The 17,629-nt window shown below is 38.0% G+C and carries 20 protein-coding genes and 3 pseudogenes; 13 read left to right on the forward strand and 10 right to left on the reverse strand.

What is annotated here, in order from left to right; translation table 11 throughout:
• Positions 1-10: 10 nt before the first annotated feature.
• The 5 genes from HUS62_RS00450 to HUS62_RS00465 all read right to left on the reverse strand — a co-directional run bounded on the left by HUS62_RS00450 (position 11) and on the right by HUS62_RS00465 (position 3,948).
• Positions 11-2,011 carry a DNA phosphorothioation-associated putative methyltransferase gene (locus HUS62_RS00450; protein ID WP_175078188.1) on the reverse strand — a complete coding sequence of 667 codons (2,001 nt, stop codon included), beginning with the start codon at positions 2,009-2,011 and terminating at the stop codon, positions 11-13.
• 3 nt (positions 2,012-2,014) lie between these two features.
• Complete coding sequence (locus HUS62_RS00455) at positions 2,015-2,824, reverse strand: DUF6997 domain-containing protein (RefSeq protein ID WP_220094936.1); 810 nt, start codon at positions 2,822-2,824, stop codon at positions 2,015-2,017.
• A 215-nt stretch (positions 2,825-3,039) separates the two neighbouring features.
• On the reverse strand, positions 3,040-3,384 hold the full coding sequence (locus tag HUS62_RS22850) for a hypothetical protein (RefSeq protein WP_220094937.1): 345 nt from the start codon (positions 3,382-3,384) through the stop codon (positions 3,040-3,042).
• A gap of 77 nt (positions 3,385-3,461) precedes the next feature.
• Positions 3,462-3,689 (reverse strand): hypothetical protein, encoded by a 228-nt coding sequence (locus tag HUS62_RS22855; RefSeq protein WP_220094938.1) that lies wholly within the window; start codon positions 3,687-3,689, stop codon positions 3,462-3,464.
• A 70-nt stretch (positions 3,690-3,759) separates the two neighbouring features.
• Complete coding sequence (locus tag HUS62_RS00465) at positions 3,760-3,948, reverse strand: AlpA family transcriptional regulator (protein WP_175078190.1); 189 nt, start codon at positions 3,946-3,948, stop codon at positions 3,760-3,762.
• 123 nt (positions 3,949-4,071) lie between these two features.
• On the opposite strand from HUS62_RS00465, the gene radC reads away from it, so the two are divergent.
• From radC to HUS62_RS00485, 4 genes are read left to right on the forward strand one after another with little or no spacing between them, the layout of a single operon-like run.
• Positions 4,072-4,545: a DNA repair protein RadC gene (gene radC, locus HUS62_RS00470; protein ID WP_175078191.1), complete on the forward strand. Its 474-nt coding sequence runs from the start codon at positions 4,072-4,074 to the stop codon at positions 4,543-4,545.
• 14 nt (positions 4,546-4,559) lie between these two features.
• Positions 4,560-4,979: a DUF2787 domain-containing protein gene (locus HUS62_RS00475; RefSeq protein ID WP_175078192.1), complete on the forward strand. Its 420-nt coding sequence runs from the start codon at positions 4,560-4,562 to the stop codon at positions 4,977-4,979.
• Between the two features lie 8 nt (positions 4,980-4,987).
• Positions 4,988-5,548 (forward strand): tyrosine-type recombinase/integrase, encoded by a 561-nt coding sequence (locus tag HUS62_RS00480; protein ID WP_062565198.1) that lies wholly within the window; start codon positions 4,988-4,990, stop codon positions 5,546-5,548.
• A 45-nt stretch (positions 5,549-5,593) separates the two neighbouring features.
• Entirely contained in the window at positions 5,594-5,833 is a 240-nt protein-coding gene (locus HUS62_RS00485) for a hypothetical protein (RefSeq protein WP_062565199.1), read from the forward strand.
• Between the two features lie 190 nt (positions 5,834-6,023).
• Here the strand turns inward: HUS62_RS00485 and HUS62_RS00490 are convergent, their stop codons facing one another.
• The gene (locus HUS62_RS00490) at positions 6,024-6,689 is read right to left on the reverse strand and encodes an inovirus Gp2 family protein (RefSeq protein ID WP_175078193.1); all 666 of its coding nucleotides are present in this window, start codon (positions 6,687-6,689) and stop codon (positions 6,024-6,026) included.
• A gap of 353 nt (positions 6,690-7,042) precedes the next feature.
• On the opposite strand from HUS62_RS00490, the pseudogene HUS62_RS00495 reads away from it, so the two are divergent.
• Positions 7,043-7,987, forward strand: a pseudogene (locus HUS62_RS00495) (IS30 family transposase).
• A 39-nt stretch (positions 7,988-8,026) separates the two neighbouring features.
• Here HUS62_RS00495 and HUS62_RS00500 read toward each other — a convergent pair.
• On the reverse strand, positions 8,027-9,214 hold the full coding sequence (locus HUS62_RS00500; RefSeq protein WP_175078194.1) for a hypothetical protein: 1,188 nt from the start codon (positions 9,212-9,214) through the stop codon (positions 8,027-8,029).
• 399 nt (positions 9,215-9,613) lie between these two features.
• On the opposite strand from HUS62_RS00500, the gene HUS62_RS00505 reads away from it, so the two are divergent.
• From HUS62_RS00505 to HUS62_RS00520, 4 genes are all read left to right on the forward strand, one after another.
• Positions 9,614-10,144: a hypothetical protein gene (locus HUS62_RS00505; RefSeq protein WP_175078195.1), complete on the forward strand. Its 531-nt coding sequence runs from the start codon at positions 9,614-9,616 to the stop codon at positions 10,142-10,144.
• Positions 10,145-10,603: 459 nt separating this feature from the next.
• Complete coding sequence (locus tag HUS62_RS00510; RefSeq protein ID WP_175078196.1) at positions 10,604-11,269, forward strand: DUF6998 domain-containing protein; 666 nt, start codon at positions 10,604-10,606, stop codon at positions 11,267-11,269.
• Between the two features lie 97 nt (positions 11,270-11,366).
• Positions 11,367-12,164 (forward strand): hypothetical protein, encoded by a 798-nt coding sequence (locus HUS62_RS00515; protein ID WP_175078197.1) that lies wholly within the window; start codon positions 11,367-11,369, stop codon positions 12,162-12,164.
• Positions 12,165-12,806: a hypothetical protein gene (locus HUS62_RS00520; protein ID WP_175078198.1), complete on the forward strand. Its 642-nt coding sequence runs from the start codon at positions 12,165-12,167 to the stop codon at positions 12,804-12,806.
• A gap of 142 nt (positions 12,807-12,948) precedes the next feature.
• Here the strand turns inward: HUS62_RS00520 and HUS62_RS00525 are convergent, their stop codons facing one another.
• Positions 12,949-13,473: a carboxymuconolactone decarboxylase family protein gene (locus HUS62_RS00525; RefSeq protein WP_175078199.1), complete on the reverse strand. Its 525-nt coding sequence runs from the start codon at positions 13,471-13,473 to the stop codon at positions 12,949-12,951.
• Positions 13,474-13,783: 310 nt separating this feature from the next.
• Between HUS62_RS00525 and HUS62_RS22990 the strand changes: the two are divergent.
• Together HUS62_RS22990 and HUS62_RS22865 are read left to right on the forward strand one after the other, a co-directional pair.
• Positions 13,784-14,206, forward strand: a pseudogene (locus HUS62_RS22990) (AraC family transcriptional regulator); the annotation flags it as partial.
• 33 nt (positions 14,207-14,239) lie between these two features.
• Positions 14,240-14,587 carry a helix-turn-helix domain-containing protein gene (locus tag HUS62_RS22865; protein ID WP_258536699.1) on the forward strand — a complete coding sequence of 116 codons (348 nt, stop codon included), beginning with the start codon at positions 14,240-14,242 and terminating at the stop codon, positions 14,585-14,587.
• A gap of 27 nt (positions 14,588-14,614) precedes the next feature.
• On the opposite strand, the gene HUS62_RS00535 is transcribed toward HUS62_RS22865, so the two are convergent.
• Together HUS62_RS00535 and HUS62_RS00540 are read right to left on the reverse strand one after the other, a co-directional pair.
• Complete coding sequence (locus tag HUS62_RS00535) at positions 14,615-15,013, reverse strand: DUF2750 domain-containing protein (RefSeq protein WP_054561299.1); 399 nt, start codon at positions 15,011-15,013, stop codon at positions 14,615-14,617.
• An 85-nt stretch (positions 15,014-15,098) separates the two neighbouring features.
• Positions 15,099-15,680 (reverse strand): TetR/AcrR family transcriptional regulator, encoded by a 582-nt coding sequence (locus HUS62_RS00540; RefSeq protein WP_175078200.1) that lies wholly within the window; start codon positions 15,678-15,680, stop codon positions 15,099-15,101.
• Positions 15,681-15,801: 121 nt separating this feature from the next.
• On the opposite strand from HUS62_RS00540, the gene HUS62_RS00545 reads away from it, so the two are divergent.
• Together HUS62_RS00545 and HUS62_RS00550 are read left to right on the forward strand one after the other, a co-directional pair.
• Positions 15,802-16,845, forward strand: a complete 1,044-nt coding sequence (locus HUS62_RS00545) for an alkene reductase (protein ID WP_175078201.1) — start codon at positions 15,802-15,804, stop codon at positions 16,843-16,845.
• A gap of 438 nt (positions 16,846-17,283) precedes the next feature.
• Positions 17,284-17,496, forward strand: a pseudogene (locus tag HUS62_RS00550) (alkaline phosphatase family protein); the annotation flags it as partial.
• Positions 17,497-17,629: the final 133 nt, after the last annotated feature.

Genomic DNA, 17,629 nt, shown 5'->3' on the forward strand with positions numbered 1-17,629 from the left:
GGTGCATTTTTTATTTGTAGAATCTATAGCCTTTAATTTTATATACTGGCTTGAGTAGTGATTCTAAGAGAGAGTTAGTACACAGTGATGGTTTTGTTTCCAATAACATACCTAACTTTAAATTAAACGACTTTTGTTTTTTATAATCATCAAATGTGTCATCGATATAGTCAATTTTATTGAGAAGTAGGGGGCGTTTTTCTTCGATTACATAATCAAAAAAATCAACGTCTTGCTCTGCCATTTTTATTTTTACGCGCTCTTTTAACTGTGGAAGAGGTGAGTCATAAAACCCTTCATAACCAAGTAGTGTTACCTTACCTGAATGTATGTGAATTTTAATAAGCTGAATATCATCAAGCTCACCATACATTTGTAGGGCCGCGCCAATATATACGCGTAGCACAATTGGTAATAAGGTAATAAAGTCTTTGTGTAGCGTTAGCGCATGAGGCTGGCCGTTTTCAAAATCGACTTTACCTGCTGGTAATAGTTTTTCGGCTTCTAAACACAATGATTCAATCAGAGTGCTGTCTGCTATTTGAAAGAGCAGTTCAGTGGCTTGGTTTTGTGCAATTTTATACGTATCGAAGAAGGCTTTTATATCACGCTTTAAGTCTTCTGGTTGTTGAGTGTATGGTTTTCGCTTTTCAAACATGGCAAGTGCGAAGTAAAGGAGTAAATCTTCTTTTCGCATGGTTTCGGCTGTTTTGAGTTCATCTTCTTCGAACCACTTCAAAACAAGTTGTAGTGCTTTTTTGTTAGAGCCAATAACTTTTTTTATTTTATCACTTTGCGCAAATTCATCGTTAGCAGGACAGCGGCCAAGCGTTAAGCATGTAAGCCAAAACGATTCAAAAAGTTGCTGGTGTTGCGTGAATAAAATTCGTGCTTGCTCTTCATTTACAGGTTCTGGTGCTGTTAGATGCTGCCACTTATAAGTACGTTTATGGCGGTTTTGTAAAAAGTGTTGTTCGAGCTGCTTATCTTTAAATATGTAATAAATACCAGGGGCGACAGCAATCGCGTTTTCGTCAACGCTCATTTCTATAAATGCTTTTAATTCTGCTTGTGTGTAGTACTTTTGAAAAGTATTACGGCTTGTGATTACGCCATCTTTGTAAGGCTGAAATTGACTAACTAACGATTCATTACCAAGCATTGCTGACACAACAAGCAGCTTTTGTGAAAGCTCCCAGGCGCCTACTAGCGCTTCTATTCGTTCATCGCGGTCCTCTATTACATTGATCACAAAGCCGATATTAACAATGTCAGAAATAACTTTATCTGCATCAGGACGGTAGTTTAAATCCCAACCTAGAGCATCAATACCATGTGCTTCAAGTTCTCGTAAGTCATCCCCTCGGCCACAACCATAATCAAAAATAGAGTAATCACCATTTAAAAAGCCATTTTTAGCTAATGTTTTTAAAGGAGCTGATAGCTCATGGCGAACAATCGCAGTTAAATGTCTGTCTATGGTTTTATCATCATCAGGGCTACGAAACAAACGCCCATCAACGAGTTCATACCCTTTTTTAGCAATCAAACGTTCCCATGAGCCTTTAAAGCCGATCATACGTGTGTTTTCGTATAAGCCAGCTTGTTCACCTTCAGCAGTTAAGTCACAAAATAATTGGTAGTGCTTACTACTTGGTGAAACCATAGTTTCTTTTCGATGCAAAATAGGCGGGTTATCGCTGTTATCGTACTTAGTTACCTTATGAGACAGCTTTGCTAAATCTACTGTAACGCTTTGTTTAAGTGCTGGGTAAGAGTCTTCATAAAAAGAAGGGTAACTTAAAAGCGAAAGCCTAAAGTCGTTTTTAAATAGCTTTATAAGATCGTAATCGGCTTCATCTACTTTAAGGGCTTGAGCAACAACTTTAATAAATTTGACTAATTCAACAGGCGCCTCAGTAAATGCATCTTTGTGAAAATAAATGGCATCAGGTAGCTTTTTAGCTGTTTTTACTTTTTTTACAAGTTGCTTAAATTGCTCTGCGTTCATAAATTAATAATTTGCTAAATGAAGCGCCTGCACTTTACAGGGGCTAAGTGTATCCAGACTATATAACTCATCTTGTTGATTTACAATGCAAGGGCATTCAGCGATAAAAAAATCAATACCGTTAGGTGTTTTTATGCTCCGTAAATATACAGGCACAATTGGCATAGAAGAGGGAAGTTTTTGCAAAAGACTCAAGCTTGGGTAAAGCAATTTATGCTTAGCTAAAGAATCAAATTTATCGCCATGCTTTGCTTCAATGACAAACAAGTGCTCTTTACCATTTCGCTTAGCAACAAAAACAGCATCGATCTCAACTTGGCCATTTATATGTTCAAGAACAACCTTTTCGTTCGCGAGTGGCTTAAAGTTAAACGTGAATGTGCTTTGTCCTGTTGCTGGTACAACTATTGTTTTATCCTCTTCTAGATTAAGCGCTTCAGCCATTAACCCAGATGCTATAGCTAGATTTACAACTGAGGTTTCAGTTACTTTAGGCAGGAGTTGAAAAGCAAATAAGCTGCGAATTGAAACATTAGGTAAAAATAGCTCTGGCTGTAATTGATTAAAGAGAGATACATCGTCAAAAAAGAAAGCCTTTACATCATCTGTTTTCACTAGCGAAAAGTAAGTTTGATTCGAAGCAGGCCGAGAACCAAGCCTCAACACCATTGCATTTTGATCTCTTAAAATTTTTGGTAATTTCCTTAGTGAATCAATAGATATGGAAGCTGCGGTGTTCGCTTTTAAATTATTAGCGTTCACATAGTCTTGGAAGCCTTGAGGAATAGATACTTTTTGTTCTTTGGCTTGCATTTCTTGCAGCAAATCGTGAAATATCACTTATTGATCCTTAATTTCAAAGTAATAAAAGTAAGCGCGACCGTGCTTTTCAAACTTAAGCAATCCTCTCTCACGGCGATGCATAAGCTCACAACCTGAGAGCTTTAAGTATTTCATCGTTTCTTTACTGCTAAGCCAAATACCTTTTTGATTCATCTTGATAATATCTATTCCCGAATATAAATATCTTATTTGTTAATTAAAGGGTAGTGTGCGTCGCCCCATAATTCATAAGGGTTATCCATCATTATATCGATGATGTATGGAATCAGTTGCGATAAAAACTGTACAGCATCTTTGAGTTGCTCTCTATTAGCGCTGCTGTTCCAAGTAGCTCCCCCATGTATCAATTGATTTCTTAGAGTATAGAGTCGCTGTAATACGATGGAGGTTAACTTTGCCGTTTCTTCATTTGCCAAAGCATAGTTAGCTGCTCGTTTGGCATCACTAAAACGCTGAGCATATTCCTGCTCTGTAAGTTGTTTATTATTTAGTTGCCAAAAAGGTTGAAAAACAAATTTATTACTTAACAAAACTCGAATGCTGTTTGGAAACTCATTCCAAAGTAGGTTATAAATCCTGCTATTCGAGTCAAGTTTATCTAGTTTTTCTAAGAAATGGCTGAATGCTGGGTTTCATTGAAACTTAAGCACTCTGTATCTTGTGCATATGCTGCATTAAAAGAAACCCATAAAAATAAAAACTGGCAGTCTAAATCTTGATTACATTGTTCTGATTTATCTAACCAGCTAAGTGCTCTATGCACTCTTAAAGCTAATCCTTCAGGAAAGTTGTCTCGTAGTTTACGTTGTTTTTCTTTTAGTTCTTTGTGAAGCATGTTTAGTCTTAAAATCCTTTTTAATAAGACTAACTTACTGCTAAATGACTGTAAAATCTACAGGCTGTGTTTATTTTTCGTCGTCTCTTTTGAGTATTTTCTCATTTATCCAATCTTCTACTTCACTTTCCACCCAAGCTACAGAGTTGCCACCTAGCTCCACTTTCATAGGGAATCCACCAGCAGCCATAAAACGGTATACCGTTGCGCGGCTTAGGCCTGTCATGTGTAAAACTTCTTTTAATTTGATTAAACGCATGGATTTTCTCCGGTTAGTTATTAGTTCATAACATTTCCGGAGCTCGTATTTTTTTATGCCCTAAAACTAAAATTTTATAGCTATACATCATCTACTTGCATTCACCACAATGGAGACAAAAAAATGCAAGAGAAAAAACCTTTGTATGAGTTTCAGCACCCTGTCGATGATGAACAAATTCTTGAGGCAGCAGCATACATTATTGCTCAGAAGCAGTTTCGTGATGGTGTATTAAATTGCCCGAGCGATTGCGAAAGCTACCTGAGACATAAGTTGGCATTACATGAATACGAAGTGTTCGCGGTAATGTTTTTAGATAGTCAAAACCGCGTTATCGCTTTTAAAGAGCTTTTCAGGGGAACCATTAATGCGGCGAGCGTTTATCCTCGAGAAGTTGTAAAAGAAGTTTTGTCGTTAAATGCAGCTTCAGTCATTTTGTCTCATAACCATCCTTCTGGTGTTGCTACACCATCCCAAGCAGACAAATTAATCACAAACAAGCTGCGCGATGCATTAAATCTAATAGATGTCTCTGTTCTTGATCACATCATAATCGGTGAAACAAGTTATTCATTTGCTGAGCATGGCTTAATTTAAAAGGAGACTGAGTAATGGCAATCAAAATAGAGCAAATAAAAGGCTTAAAAGTGCCAAACACTTTTATTGAAATAGTTAGTAAGGAGATTGCATTTAGTGAGTGTTTTAGTGACAAAGCGAAGTCGTTAACGCTCAACTTTAAAGATCCTGAATACGGGCCAGAAGCAGGGGGCTTTCATCCAGTTGAAGTGCGATTAGAAAAGCATACTAACAATTGGCAATTCGAATATATTACTGATTTTTCTTACCAGGGAAATGTTTACCCTGAATTGGTTAAAGAAATTGATATTTGCTTTTCTAGCAAGCGAGTTTTTCATTTGCTTGTCGGCTGGTTGAACCATAATGAAGCAAATGAACTTTTTGCTTTATTTATTTCAAACTTTGTTGAGTATTACCGCACTGGCTGTTATCAGGTATCAATAACTTGTGACTAGGAGGGAGTATGTCTGAAGTCCAGGCAGTTAAAGATCTAGATACGGTTAAGTTAATAAGCTATTTACTTGAGAAGCGTAGCTCTAAGCAGATGAGTGATGTTTGGAATATCGGTTTAAATTTAGCTCTGAGAATATCTGATCTGTTATCAGTTAAATTTACAGATATACAAAATGATCGGCTACTCATTTTTGAAAGTAAGACAGGCAAGCTTGCCGAGATTAAGCTAAATAACAAGGCATTGAGCTTTATAAATGAGATCCGCTCAACTCATCCTACTCACGTCTACCTTTTTCAGTCTTACCGTAATCAGCAAGCTAAATACTCTAAACCTAGACCATTATCACGAAGGGCTGTTACAAGGGCATTTGCCCTTGTAGGCGAAGAACTGAACATTAAATTAGGCACGCATTCAATGCGTAAAACACGTGGGTATCACCTTTACCATAAAACGCATGATATAGCGCGGGTAATGAAAATGCTTCGCCATAGCTCCGAGGCAACGACACTTCGCTACATTGGCATAACACAGGAGGAAATAGATAAAGATTTTGAAGAGTTAGAGCTATAGCAGGGTAGTGCATTAGGTGCTACTTTCAATTTAATAGGAGGCATTATGTCTTTAAATAAAGCCGTAACGTGTGGACTCGTTGGCAATGAGTTATCAAAACAGATTACGGGTAAATGTGAGGCCAGTATTGGTCGTACAGCCGTCGCTGTTGGCTCTGGAGCCGCAGCTGGGGCGATTACATCAGGTGCGATCATCATTGGGGCTGGTACAGTCTCTGCACCTGTTACAGTTCCATTGGCGGTTGCTGGTGGCGTAATCGCTGGCATTGCTAGTTTATTTGACTAGTAACAAACGAAGAACGCATTTTTATGAGTGCGTTCTTTTTTTGTTTTTGATTGTATTTTTAGCTTCTCGTAATGCTATTTTGGGAACTTGCCAGCCCTTATATAATAAGGGCTTGAGCTTATTTAGCTAGTTGAAGGTCTCAAAACCTCGTTAAAACGAATTATGAGAAGCACAGGTATTAATTAAAATATCACCTCTGACTATAACCAAAACACCGCTGTCCTAATCCGTATTGCTTAGTATTAAGCTTAGTGAAGTAACTCAGGCGATAAAATAGAGCATGGAAGTCTTGAGTAAAATTAGGGTTATTAGCGTCAAGGTAGTAATGAGCATTTTGAGGCAAATGAACTAATCGCATCGTTTCATCCAGCGGTAAGTGCAACGCACTTGCCCAAGCCTTAACAATTCGAGTAAACAGATTATCGCTCTCTTCATTTATTTTACCCGTACAGTGATATCGGTCCTTGTTAAAAAATAGAACAAGATGATAATGCTGATGATGAGCAGTGCTCTGTTCTCTTGCCCAAATATACCTAACATTGCAAGGGTGTGGTGTTCTACCTTCACGAGTTTTACGAGCTTTACGTTTTGTATCAGCTTTAATCTGCGCCCCAAGAGAAGCAATAAACCGCTTAATAACTTTATTGCTATCTAAATCAATTGTATTTGAGTAAGCAGGTAGCCTTAAATCAATTCTCACAGCAAACGTTCTTTTATGCTCAGCACATGCAGCAAGCATGACTTTCTCACTAGCATCTAAGTAGGGAATAACTAAAGGCTGATTTACTCTAGCGAGTGTTTGATATTGCTTGTAAGTAGAGTTAGTAGTTACTGAGTATTGTGTTTGATTATTCATCTTCTTTGTCCTGAAAGTATGGGTTCATATCAGGTGGATGAATCGTATTTTTTTAATTTGTGTTTGCTGTGATAATTCCTTCGTTACTAGTAACTCTAATAAATACTACCAAACCGAAATTTTCACTAACAGAACCACCTTAATTTGTGATGGTTAAATACAGAAATGCATTACTGATAAGTTGTTCAGTGTATTTAGAATTACTCTGAAGTTATATGTGCTTTTGCTAGGCTTATTGTTTTAATTACAAGTAGCCCCGAATTTAGATAATAAGTCCACCACTCATGGTTAAACGGTGAGAAGAGATCAACTGCCTGTTGGTGGTACTCTATCGTCGCCAAACAAACAGAAGCATTTACCATGAGTTACAAGCAGTGATCGCAGGACAAAGATACCAGATAGAAGCCTACTTACGCGAGGGCTTTAGTTATCGTGAGATAGGCAAACGCCTGAAAGTCAGTCATAGCACCATTAGCCGAGAAATCAGACGAAATAGGATCCGGGAAAATCACTATCTACCCGAAGTCGCCCAAGCAAAGACACTCAAAAGGCGCGTTCAGCCGCAAAGTGGTGTCTATCTAAGCTGACCATCACCTTTGTTGAGTTCGGATTAAAACAAAAGTGGAGCCCCGAGCAAATTGCAGGCGTGGGCCGGGTTATTGGGCTTTCAGTGAGTCATGCGTGGATTTACGATTATGTGCAACGGGATAAACTGAGTGGCGGCAAGTTGTTTAGGCACTTACGACAAGGCCATCGACGATATCGCAAAGGTCGTCGTGCGAAGCGTGTCATAATCCCGAACCGGGTGGGCATTGAGCACCGCCCAGCGATTGTTGACAAGAAAAGACGGTTCGGTGACTGGGAAGCCGATACCGTACTGGGTAAGCATGGAACGGGTGCCATAGTCAGCCTAGTTGAACGCCAAAGCAAGCTTTATTTAATACGCAAAGAGCGCGGCAGACGTAAGCAGAGCCATGATAGGCATGCTGTGGCGATATCGCCGTCATGTGCATACGATAACCGCTGATAATGGCAGCGAGTTCTGTGACCACGAGCTAGTTGCAGATAAGCTCAACACTGATATTTATTTTGCGAATCCGTATTCCTCATGGGAGCGCGGATTGAATGAAAACTTCAACGGTTTACTGCGCCAGTACATACGCAAAGGCACGGATTTAAGAACGGTAAGGGATAAGCAGGTTGCCGATGTAGAACGTGCGCTAAACGCCAGACCTAGAAAGTGCCTAGGTTACAAACAGCCTGTCGTTGTGTTTAACGAATTACGCAATGCGGCCTAATTTAGCGAGTGGTGCACTTCGGGGTTGAATTCGCGGCTATTAAAGTTTCTCAATTTTTGAGTAGTAAATATCCTTAACATCATCTGAGTAACTCGAAAAATGAGTAATAATGAAAAGCTTGTATAATTTGATGGAAATATCAATTTTAATGTAAGATAGTTTTTTTAAGTAAGCTTTAATGTTGCGAAAGGAGAGCTGTTCAGAGCCAAAAAAAGCATGAAACAAAAAACTGTGTGAGTACAAATTTATATAATTGGTAATAAAACTACAAAGATGAAATAAGGTTGAGTTCATATTGAAAATATCGCGAGTACCAAAAAGAGAATTGCTAACATGTATAATGGATAATCTTTTTTTGGGGTTAGACGAAGGTAACTTAAGGAACTTATAAAATAGAAGGGATAAAGTGCTTCTAAGGTTATCTAATACGTTTTTAGGTTGCATATCCAAGTATATTTTAAAGGCGTTGTACATATCCTCAGACATTAATTTTTCTTGAATATTTTTGCTTGAATTTAAGCATTTTGATGAAGGAAATGCCTTAATAATATTGTTGATATATAAACCCTTGTCACCCTCAGCTACATTTAATACCGAGTTAAAGTTAATTGTAATACCAGTTGAAATGATTTTAACTTTACCGTTTATATGCAGAGACGATACTAAATATGCTGAGGGCCTTTTAGTCACATCTTGGTTTATGTAGTGAGTCATGAGTTCACTTTTTTTGTAGGTGCATCCTTTTGTTAATTCTAAAATTAGGCCTTCTTCAATAAGTTTAATAACGGCCGTTTTTGCCTCTATATTTTTTAATCCGCATACTTTAGCTATGGTCGGTACCGAAAAGTTTTCGACGTGCCCAAACTCATCTTGGTTTAATGCAAAGAAGTACCATACCAACTTTATAGGTACTCTTAGTTCAATTCCTTCTATCTTTGCTAGCATTTCAGTAAATTTTAATCGATCAATTTTGTCAAGGCTATTGTAACTAAACGTATATGAAAGTGTCGGCCGCCCACGCTTAGAGTGCTTAGCCTCGAGTTTTGATATTGCATTAATTTCTTGTAGCTCTTCTATTACTTTTTTAAATTTATTGTGTGGGCATCCTAATTCTATCAGATCAGATTTAGATAATTCGTCTCCAATAGTTTTCTTCGAAATTAAACGAATTAAAACCCATTTTGAATGTGCTGATAGACTTGTGGTTAAGTTGAAAAACTCACTCATTAGATTGTTTCCATGCAGTGTGCTGTTACTCCATAGTAGAGTAATAATACTCCAATTAACACAATAACAGGGTGTTATTTTGTAATTATATGGTAGGCTGAAATTTTATCTCAATTAGAGTTTATTTAGACGTTTATTTGTCGAAAGAAGTCTTATTGGGTGGTTAATTGATGGGTTAATTGAGAGGCTAACTGAGTTTTTAATATGGTATCTAAGGGCGTTAATTGAAATTTTTATGTGAGCATTAATAAACATCTAACTTAGATTTTAGGTAGTGTTTAATTGCACATCTAATAAGAAGGGATTTTGGTTTTTGACTGTAAAGTAGTTGCTTATAGATTAGTGTTGGATTATTGTTTTTTATAACAGTAACAAATGCTAAAGCACATGGATGAATTAATGACAGGTTGGATTGATAGCAAGAATATTTTGAAGTGGGTTAAGGAAGATAACGAAGACTTGCGCAACTGGCTAGCTTATCGATTTTCAAGCTATGCTGAATATTTTAAATCTGAAAATGCTTCGTTAAATAGCTTCATTAGATATGAAGTTAAAAGGTACAGTTCTAATGAGGATACTCAAAAAGTTGAGGTGCAAAGGCTGCATAAAGCCTGGAAAAGCTATGAAAGAGGCTTGAAGAATACATCTAATAAAGTGTGTAAACTTCAGCTGGAGGTGTCTAAATCAGCGCGTGATAAATTAAAGGTGCTTAGTGACGCGGATGAAATATCCCAGTCTAAATATATTGAAAAACTAATAAATTACGCTAGGAAAAACCCTAAACTGATTTCTAAAGATACAAAAGTACAAGAACCTTATAAACACAAACAGAGAACTTTTGATGATAGCCTTGACTATAAAGCTATAAGAGAAAACTTATCAACAATTGATGCTAAGGTTACTAGATTATTAAATGCTTGGGAGGATTAGGGCAAGGAGAACTCCTTTCGGCCGTCTTGATTATTTTTAGAATCTGTTACAGTTACAGGGTCTTACGGGGTCGTGCTTTATCTTCATCATGTAGTTTAAGTTTTCTTCATGTTTTTGTTAAGAAATGGAATGCTAAATTTATAGTATTCCATTTGGTATTCCACTGGTTGTTTTCTTTGTTTCTTTTTACTATAAAACAAAGCCTTATTGTTTTTTTAAGAATCTCTCCGTCCCGCCATTTATTTACAAAAATAAGTAAGATTGTTGAAGTTACTCTTTTTGCCATTTCTTAACTTAGCAGCCATTTATAAGTGTATTTTAATTGCACCTCAAATAATCCCGCATATTTTTAAGTACTCCTTAGCAAAGTAATCGAATAAATTTCTGTATTTCAAAGATAAAATAAACAGTGTATGTTGTTAATAATAAGAGCAGCAATTGATTTCTTAAGGAATGAACATGGCTCTAACACAGATGCAAATTATTCAGTCACTGGGCGAAGCAATGAGCTGGCTAGAAAGAGAGCTAAATTGGGGTGTTCCTGTGACAGAGCTCAGGCACTTGACGGGCAGGATAGGGGAGCTTTACGCTGCACTAATCACGAATGGCCGTATGGCAACTGAAGTGAACCAAGCAGGTTATGATGTGGTGTCGAGTTTTGGTGAGCGCATTTCGGTCAAAACTACAGGCAGAATCCACAGCAGCGGGAGTATTAGTTTTAATCCTAATACTCTAGATCGGGTTGATCGTATTATTATTTTAAGGGTTAACACAGATGAAATGCAGATAGAAACCTTGTTAGATTTACCACTTAATGTTGCCAAAGCTATGATGCGAGTGACAACATCAGGTAACAAAGTCATTTCAATAGCTAAATTATTTAACCCGCAGCCTGATCGTAGTAAGCTGCTATATATCGAAGAAGTTGAGTGGGAAAACTATAAAATAAAAGAGCTAGAAAATGGCACAATAGAAGTCTATTTGAGTGGTGAAATAGTTTCACCGAGTAAACCATACTTACGTGAAATTGCGAAAAAATTGGGAGTTTCAGTGCTCAATAGTAATGGTAACCCCTATAATACAAGACAATTAGGCTCTATATTAATTAAAGAGTTGATTAATTAGTAACACCCAACGATAAAATAGAAAGTGGGTGTTTTTCTAAAATAATAACTTTACCATAGCTTTAGAGTTTTAAAGGAAAAGACTAAGGAAGCTACTTGTGCTCACAGCAGTTTTAAATAATAAGGCCGGTCGAATTATTATTGGTCAGGGAGATGTCATTTCTTGGCGGGACGTTTTTAAAAATTATGAAGATCTTTTAACCTCAGCATTTTTTGAACGGTTTAGTTATCTGGATCATTGTTCCCAAGTTAAAATATTGGCTAAGTGTTTTGATTTTAATAATATTTTAGAGTCAATAGATTTAGGTGAATTGGAAAGAGTAGAATATTGGCCGAGATTTAACCTTGTTAACGATCAACAAAAGCTTGTTGAACCCGATGTTATTTTAAATTTCAAAAAAGTTAATATATTAATTGAAATTAAATCCCCTTCAGGAGGAAAGCAGTATTATGAGCAGTGGTCTAGAGAATTAAAAGGAATATTGAATAGCTCTTTTAAAAATAAGCCTCTATTTTTCTTGGCACTTGGAGGTGTACCTAAAGCTGGAGTAAATAGACAACTCAAAGATCTAAAAAATGATTTTACAGTTTTAAAACATACTGCAGCAAAAAATTGGCATGAATTAGTTCCGGTGTTAAAAGAGCTTGCTAGTTCAACCAAATTGCGAGAGAAACGTATTATTGATGATATGCTTGCTGCTTTAGGGCTTTATAGTGTTTCTATTCAAGACTTTAAATGGGAAGATCTAAGTTTAAGTTCATTTAATTCAATGTTCTTAGATCATAGATGCTTAACCGAAGTATTAAGTTTTGATAATAAATGGAGATTTAGTGACTTTTTCAATGCAAATTTACATAGTTTGTCTTTAAGTTCAATATCACAAGGAAATCAATAGATGGATAAAAATAGAGCAAATCAAGCGCTTTTATTGCAAGTTCGAACCGGGCATCGTTTATTAGCTGCATTTTACCAGCGCTTATATAGTAATCTAAATAAAATCTCTGCTGAATTAAACTTACACTTTTATGCATGGCGACCAGCTATTTTTGACCGACCTGCGAATTTAACGGTAAATCCTTTCGAAAAGTGGCAGTGGGATTTGTTACCGGCACTGTCTAGTGTTTTTATTTTTAAAACTGACTTTGATAACAATAAAATTGAACCAGAACATTATATTTTGGAGATTAAAGTTGACTTAGACACCGCTATTGATGGTAAGCCAGATTTGGGAGGGCAACCCGATGCTCTAAAGATAAAGCCATCGGTCGAAGAGTCTAAAAGTATTATAAGTTTTAAAGTCTATTCACCATTTCAAGAAATGGAGGGGAACTGGTATTATGATTTATGGTGTAAATGTTCAGATTTCCCTTTAACTACAAAGCCTCAAGAGTTAGCTGACTTTCCGATAATAACAACTGGTTTTGAAGTTAACATAGAAAAATTACTTGAGGATGAAGGGTTAGAAGTACTGATTAGTAGAGTTAAAGAAATAGTACATTCCACATCAGAAGCTTCTAAAGAAAAATTTCAGTCTTAATGAACTCACCTCTTCATTTTTAAAATGGAGCGCTAATTTTTTTAGTACTCCATTTTGTATTTCAATATTTTTTTACTTATTTATATAAAAAATATCGATATGAGTTTTTTTAGAATCTCTCCGTCACCGCCATTTATTAAATTTACCCTGCCATCGCAAAGTGCTTTTCAAGATTACATTTAGCGCGCATGGCTATGTGGCTACTGACTTTCCTAGCAAGTTCTATTACCAGTAATTCAAGTTGTTCACGGCTATAACCAAGTAATACACAGCGTTTAAGTTGCTCGCTAATTAAGCTGCTGGCATCGTCTAATGCAAATAAAGAGCCTAAAGAGGCAAGCTCAAATACCTTGTTGTTTTGCTGATCTAAACCAAAAGGTAGTTGGCCAAATGTGAGCGCGGTTTTTAGTTGCTGCTCTGTGCGTTTGATAAGCAACGTATTTGAACCTTTAATATCATCAAGGGACTTTAAAACCTCCAGTGCTAGCAATGCTTTTGGCACCCCAGAATACACACTGATATGCGGTAAAATATCACACAACTCTTGCATTGAAACGCCATCATTCAATGCGTGCTGACATGCTCGTTTTAACAAGGGCTTGTCATGAACGGTGACCAAAGCAGCGATCGCGACAAACACAAATAAATCCGTGTTGTTATGGTTCATAATTTCTCTTTTGATTTTAGGTATTGAATGTATTGAGGTTTTGTAGGATTGGCTGATTGCAAAGAGCATGCAATCGAAAAATTGAAAATACATTATGGTTGATGATGACAGTTTCTGCTTGCCATAAATGATTTAATTTTTGCCTAAAATAACGAACTGTTACCTAAAATGGTCCTAACCTCAGATTACGGTGATACACTTAATTGTGTATTTCTTAGAGGTAATCTAAATGCGTCAGGCATTAATAGAAGCGGTTAAAGCGATAGCGATTGCAGACGGTAATTTTGAAACGGCGATTCCTGAGTAATTGGTGTTCAGACGAAGCGAAGTTTCATTACCGATGGCCTGCGTGTATGAGTTAGGGCTGGGTATTAGCTTGCAAGGTGCAAAGCGAGTTGTGTTGGGTGAACATAGTTATGATTACACTGACGGCCAATCACTGGTGACTTCAGTCGATGTGCCCGTAGCTTCACAAATAACGCGTGCTAGTAAAGAGAAGCCATTTTATGGCATTTACTTACGTTTAGATGCCCATGAAATCAGCCATATTGTTGCTGAAATGGATTTTGCTGGGTAAGACAAGTTCCCTAAACACCAAGCCATGTCGGTGGTTGATACTGACAATGGCTTGCTTGACGCTTTACTTAGGCTTATTCAACTCGACAAAGAGCCTCAATTAAAAGCTAACCTTGCGCCACTTATTAAAAAAGAAATTATATTGCGCTTGTTGAATAGTCCGCACAGCCCTTATTTAAGGCAAATTGTGATGTCTGGCTCTGCCCATCAAAAAATAGCCAAGATCTTATGCTGGTTAAAAGAAAACTACACGAGTCAATTTTCAATTGATGATTTAGCCCGTGATGCACACATGAGCCCGTCGACATTCAGGCTACATTTTCGTGATGTGGTAAAGATGAGCCCATTGCAATACGTAAAAAACTTACGGTTGCAGGCGGCAAGGCAATTAATGCTGAATGAGCGAATTGATGTAGGATCTGCGGCTTTAAAAGTGGGTTACGAGAGTCCATCCCAGTTTAGCCGCGAGTACACACGCTTTTTTGGCAAGCCACCGATAAAAGATATTTCGGCACTGCGGTTACAACAAATCGCATAAAATAGGGAGCACTTGGCTCCCTTGTATTTAAAATCGTCTTTTTGGCATTCTTAGTTGTGAGTCAAACTCATCGGGGAATAAAATGGTGCCGTCGTCTTGGTCTGTTGGGAATACAGCGATGAGTAAGTCATCTTGCTCAAGGCCAGGTGTCCAGCGACTTAACCAGTCTTTTACAGGGATGGCTTTTGGTGTGCAGTCTTGCCATTCACCGGTTGCCCAGCTTTGGGCAAATTCGCGGCTAGGCCAAACAGGCACGCAGTCGTCGTCTTCGTTTGAGAGCATGACGCAGCCATGTTCATCATTGAGGATCCACACTTGTTTAAACTCTTGTACCGTTTCAAACATATAAGCGAGTCGTTTCTTAGCGCCTAAGGCGAGTACAGCATCAAATTCAGTTTCAACACGTTTAGCAGTTGCATTATTCATGACAGGCTCACTCTTTTAGTTATACACAGCTACACCTTAATCATAAGGTGATAAATTAATATGACAAGTAAAGTTAATAGCTAAATTAATTTACTAATGCAGCAAATAGATCGTCAGCAAGTTGTTGCAGAGATTTAGGGTCTTGATTTGTCAGCGCATAGGTACGAATACCGTATATGCCCACCACTAAAAAGCGCGCCAACTGTTGCGCTGATTTGCTACTTACAAATTCGTTGTTATCTAGCGCTTTTTGAAGTTGTTCGGCGAGGGCATGCTCATAAGCGTTTAAGTTACCACGCAGCACAGTGCAAATTTGTGGGTCGTTGCCTTCAACCTCAGAAATACTCTTTGTAAGCAAGCACACTTTAGCTACTTCATCTTCAATACATTCATCAATAATCACAGTTAAGTAATGTTTGAGGGTCGATAAAATTGATTGTTGGTCATTAAAAAGGGCGGTAAATTGTTGGTTTCTATCTTTTTGATACTGCTCGGTAGCGGCTAAAAACAAGCCTTTTTTGTTGCCATAAGCCGCGTAAATAGAACCCGGGTGAAGGTGAGTTACTTCTTTTAATTTTTGCATACTGGTCTTCGCATAGCCATATTGCATAAAAGCATGCATGGCTTGGCGTAGTACAAATTCAGTATCAAATTCAGCAGTTCTCATTAAAGCTCCTCACGGTATATATACGAAGTTTACGTAATCTTGAACGGTTATTCAAAATAAACCTTGAAGTGTGTATGTTTCGCCCTTATCTTGAATGTATGTTCAAGATAAGGATAAAACCATGACAACCGATTTACTTTCTCCGTTTAAATTAAACGACAGCATTGAGCTGCAAAACCGTGTACTAATGGCACCACTTACGCGCTGTATGAGCGACGATAACCTAGTACCAACCCAAGCGATGGTTGATTATTATGCACGCCGTGCTGATGCGGGCTTAATTATTAGCGAAGCAACGATTATCCGCCCAGATGCCCAAGGTTATCCAAATACGCCGGGTTTATTTACTAGTGAACAAATACAAGGTTGGAAGAAAGTGACCGATGCTGTGCACGCCAAAGGCGGCAAAATGTTTGCTCAGCTTTGGCATGTAGGTCGTGTTGCTCATCCTCACTTTTTTGGTGGTGATGTACTGGCACCATCTGCAATTGGTATTGAAGGTTCGGTACCAAGAATGCGTGAATTAACTTACGTTACTCCAAAAGCGGCAACCATTGAAGACATTCAAGGTCTAATTGCTGACTACGCAAAAGCGGCGGAAAACGCAATTGAAGCGGGTTTTGATGGGGTTGAAATTCATGGTGCAAATGGTTACTTAATTGATCAATTCTTACACTTTGCTGCCAACCAACGTGAAGATCAATACGGTCAAACACCAGAAAACATGTCGCGTTTTGCTCTTGAAGTCGTTGATGCTGTAGTGGCTGCAATTGGGGCAGATAAAACTGCATTACGTTTATCGCCAGGGGCGTATTTTAATATGACCGAAAGTGACGGTGATAAGGCGGTATTTGATTATCTATTACCAGCCCTTGAAACGCGTAATCTTGCGTACTTACATGTTGGTATTTTTGATGACAGCATGCGCTTTGCAAGCTTAGGTGATAAGTCGGCATCTGAATATATGCGTGGTGCGTACAAAGGTACCTTAGTCGGGGTAGGTAGCTATAGCTTTGAGACAGCTAATCAAGCTATCGATAACAACCAATTTGACTTAATTGCGATTGGTCGCCCATTCATTGCGAACCCAGATTACATCAGTAAAGTTAAAAATGGTGAAGCGTTAACACCATACAGCGACGAAATGCTGGCTGAGCTGATTTAAGCAAACCTAATAATATTGTCCAACCAACAAGCGCTCAGTTAATTTAACTGGGCGTTTTTTCTAATACTTTCTTATTTATTAAAAAGCATAAAGTAAATGGTGTGATTATTGTCAGTGGCGATACCCACTGGGGGGAGCTCTCAAAATATCAACAAAACCTAGATTATCCAGATACCCAAACCACCCCAAGATCTAGAATTCAGCGTTTCTCATGGGCTTAATATCAAGGCGTTACTTTGCAGGAATGGCATTCCCTTTTAAGAAGTAACAACGCAGAGAGTAAGCTCATGAGAAGCGCCCTACGGGTTGGTTTAAAAGCGATTTATCCAGCGTTATTGATTTTAACAAGGGAATAACCATTCTTTTCAATCAATGCCTTGCCTAAATCGCTTTTAATTCCAACTGAAACTCGAATCTTGGGGTGGTTTGGGTATACACGAGATGACTAGCTCTGGGCTTACAGAAAAGTGGAAAGATGTTAGCCCTAATAAACACCGTGTGGGTGATTACACTCATGAGGTTAACTACGGCGATTTAACAATCGATTGGCAAAAAGCAGATCCTACCATTCGTATTGCGCTTAAAGGCATCAAGGGTGATGAGATCATGCACACCGAATTCGCGTTATCGACGATAAGCCCATACCAGTAGATATTGCCTGCTGTGCATATCTTTAACACATGCCCGCAGCTCATGCCCGCAAACATGGAATAAGCCTTGTTTGCGGGTATTTCTCTCTATCCCATCTAATTAAAATATCTTACACTGTGTCAATTAGTTAGTT

It is taken from the genome of Pseudoalteromonas sp. 0303 (genome assembly GCF_013349995.1).
GTDB lineage: Bacteria > Pseudomonadota > Gammaproteobacteria > Enterobacterales > Alteromonadaceae > Pseudoalteromonas.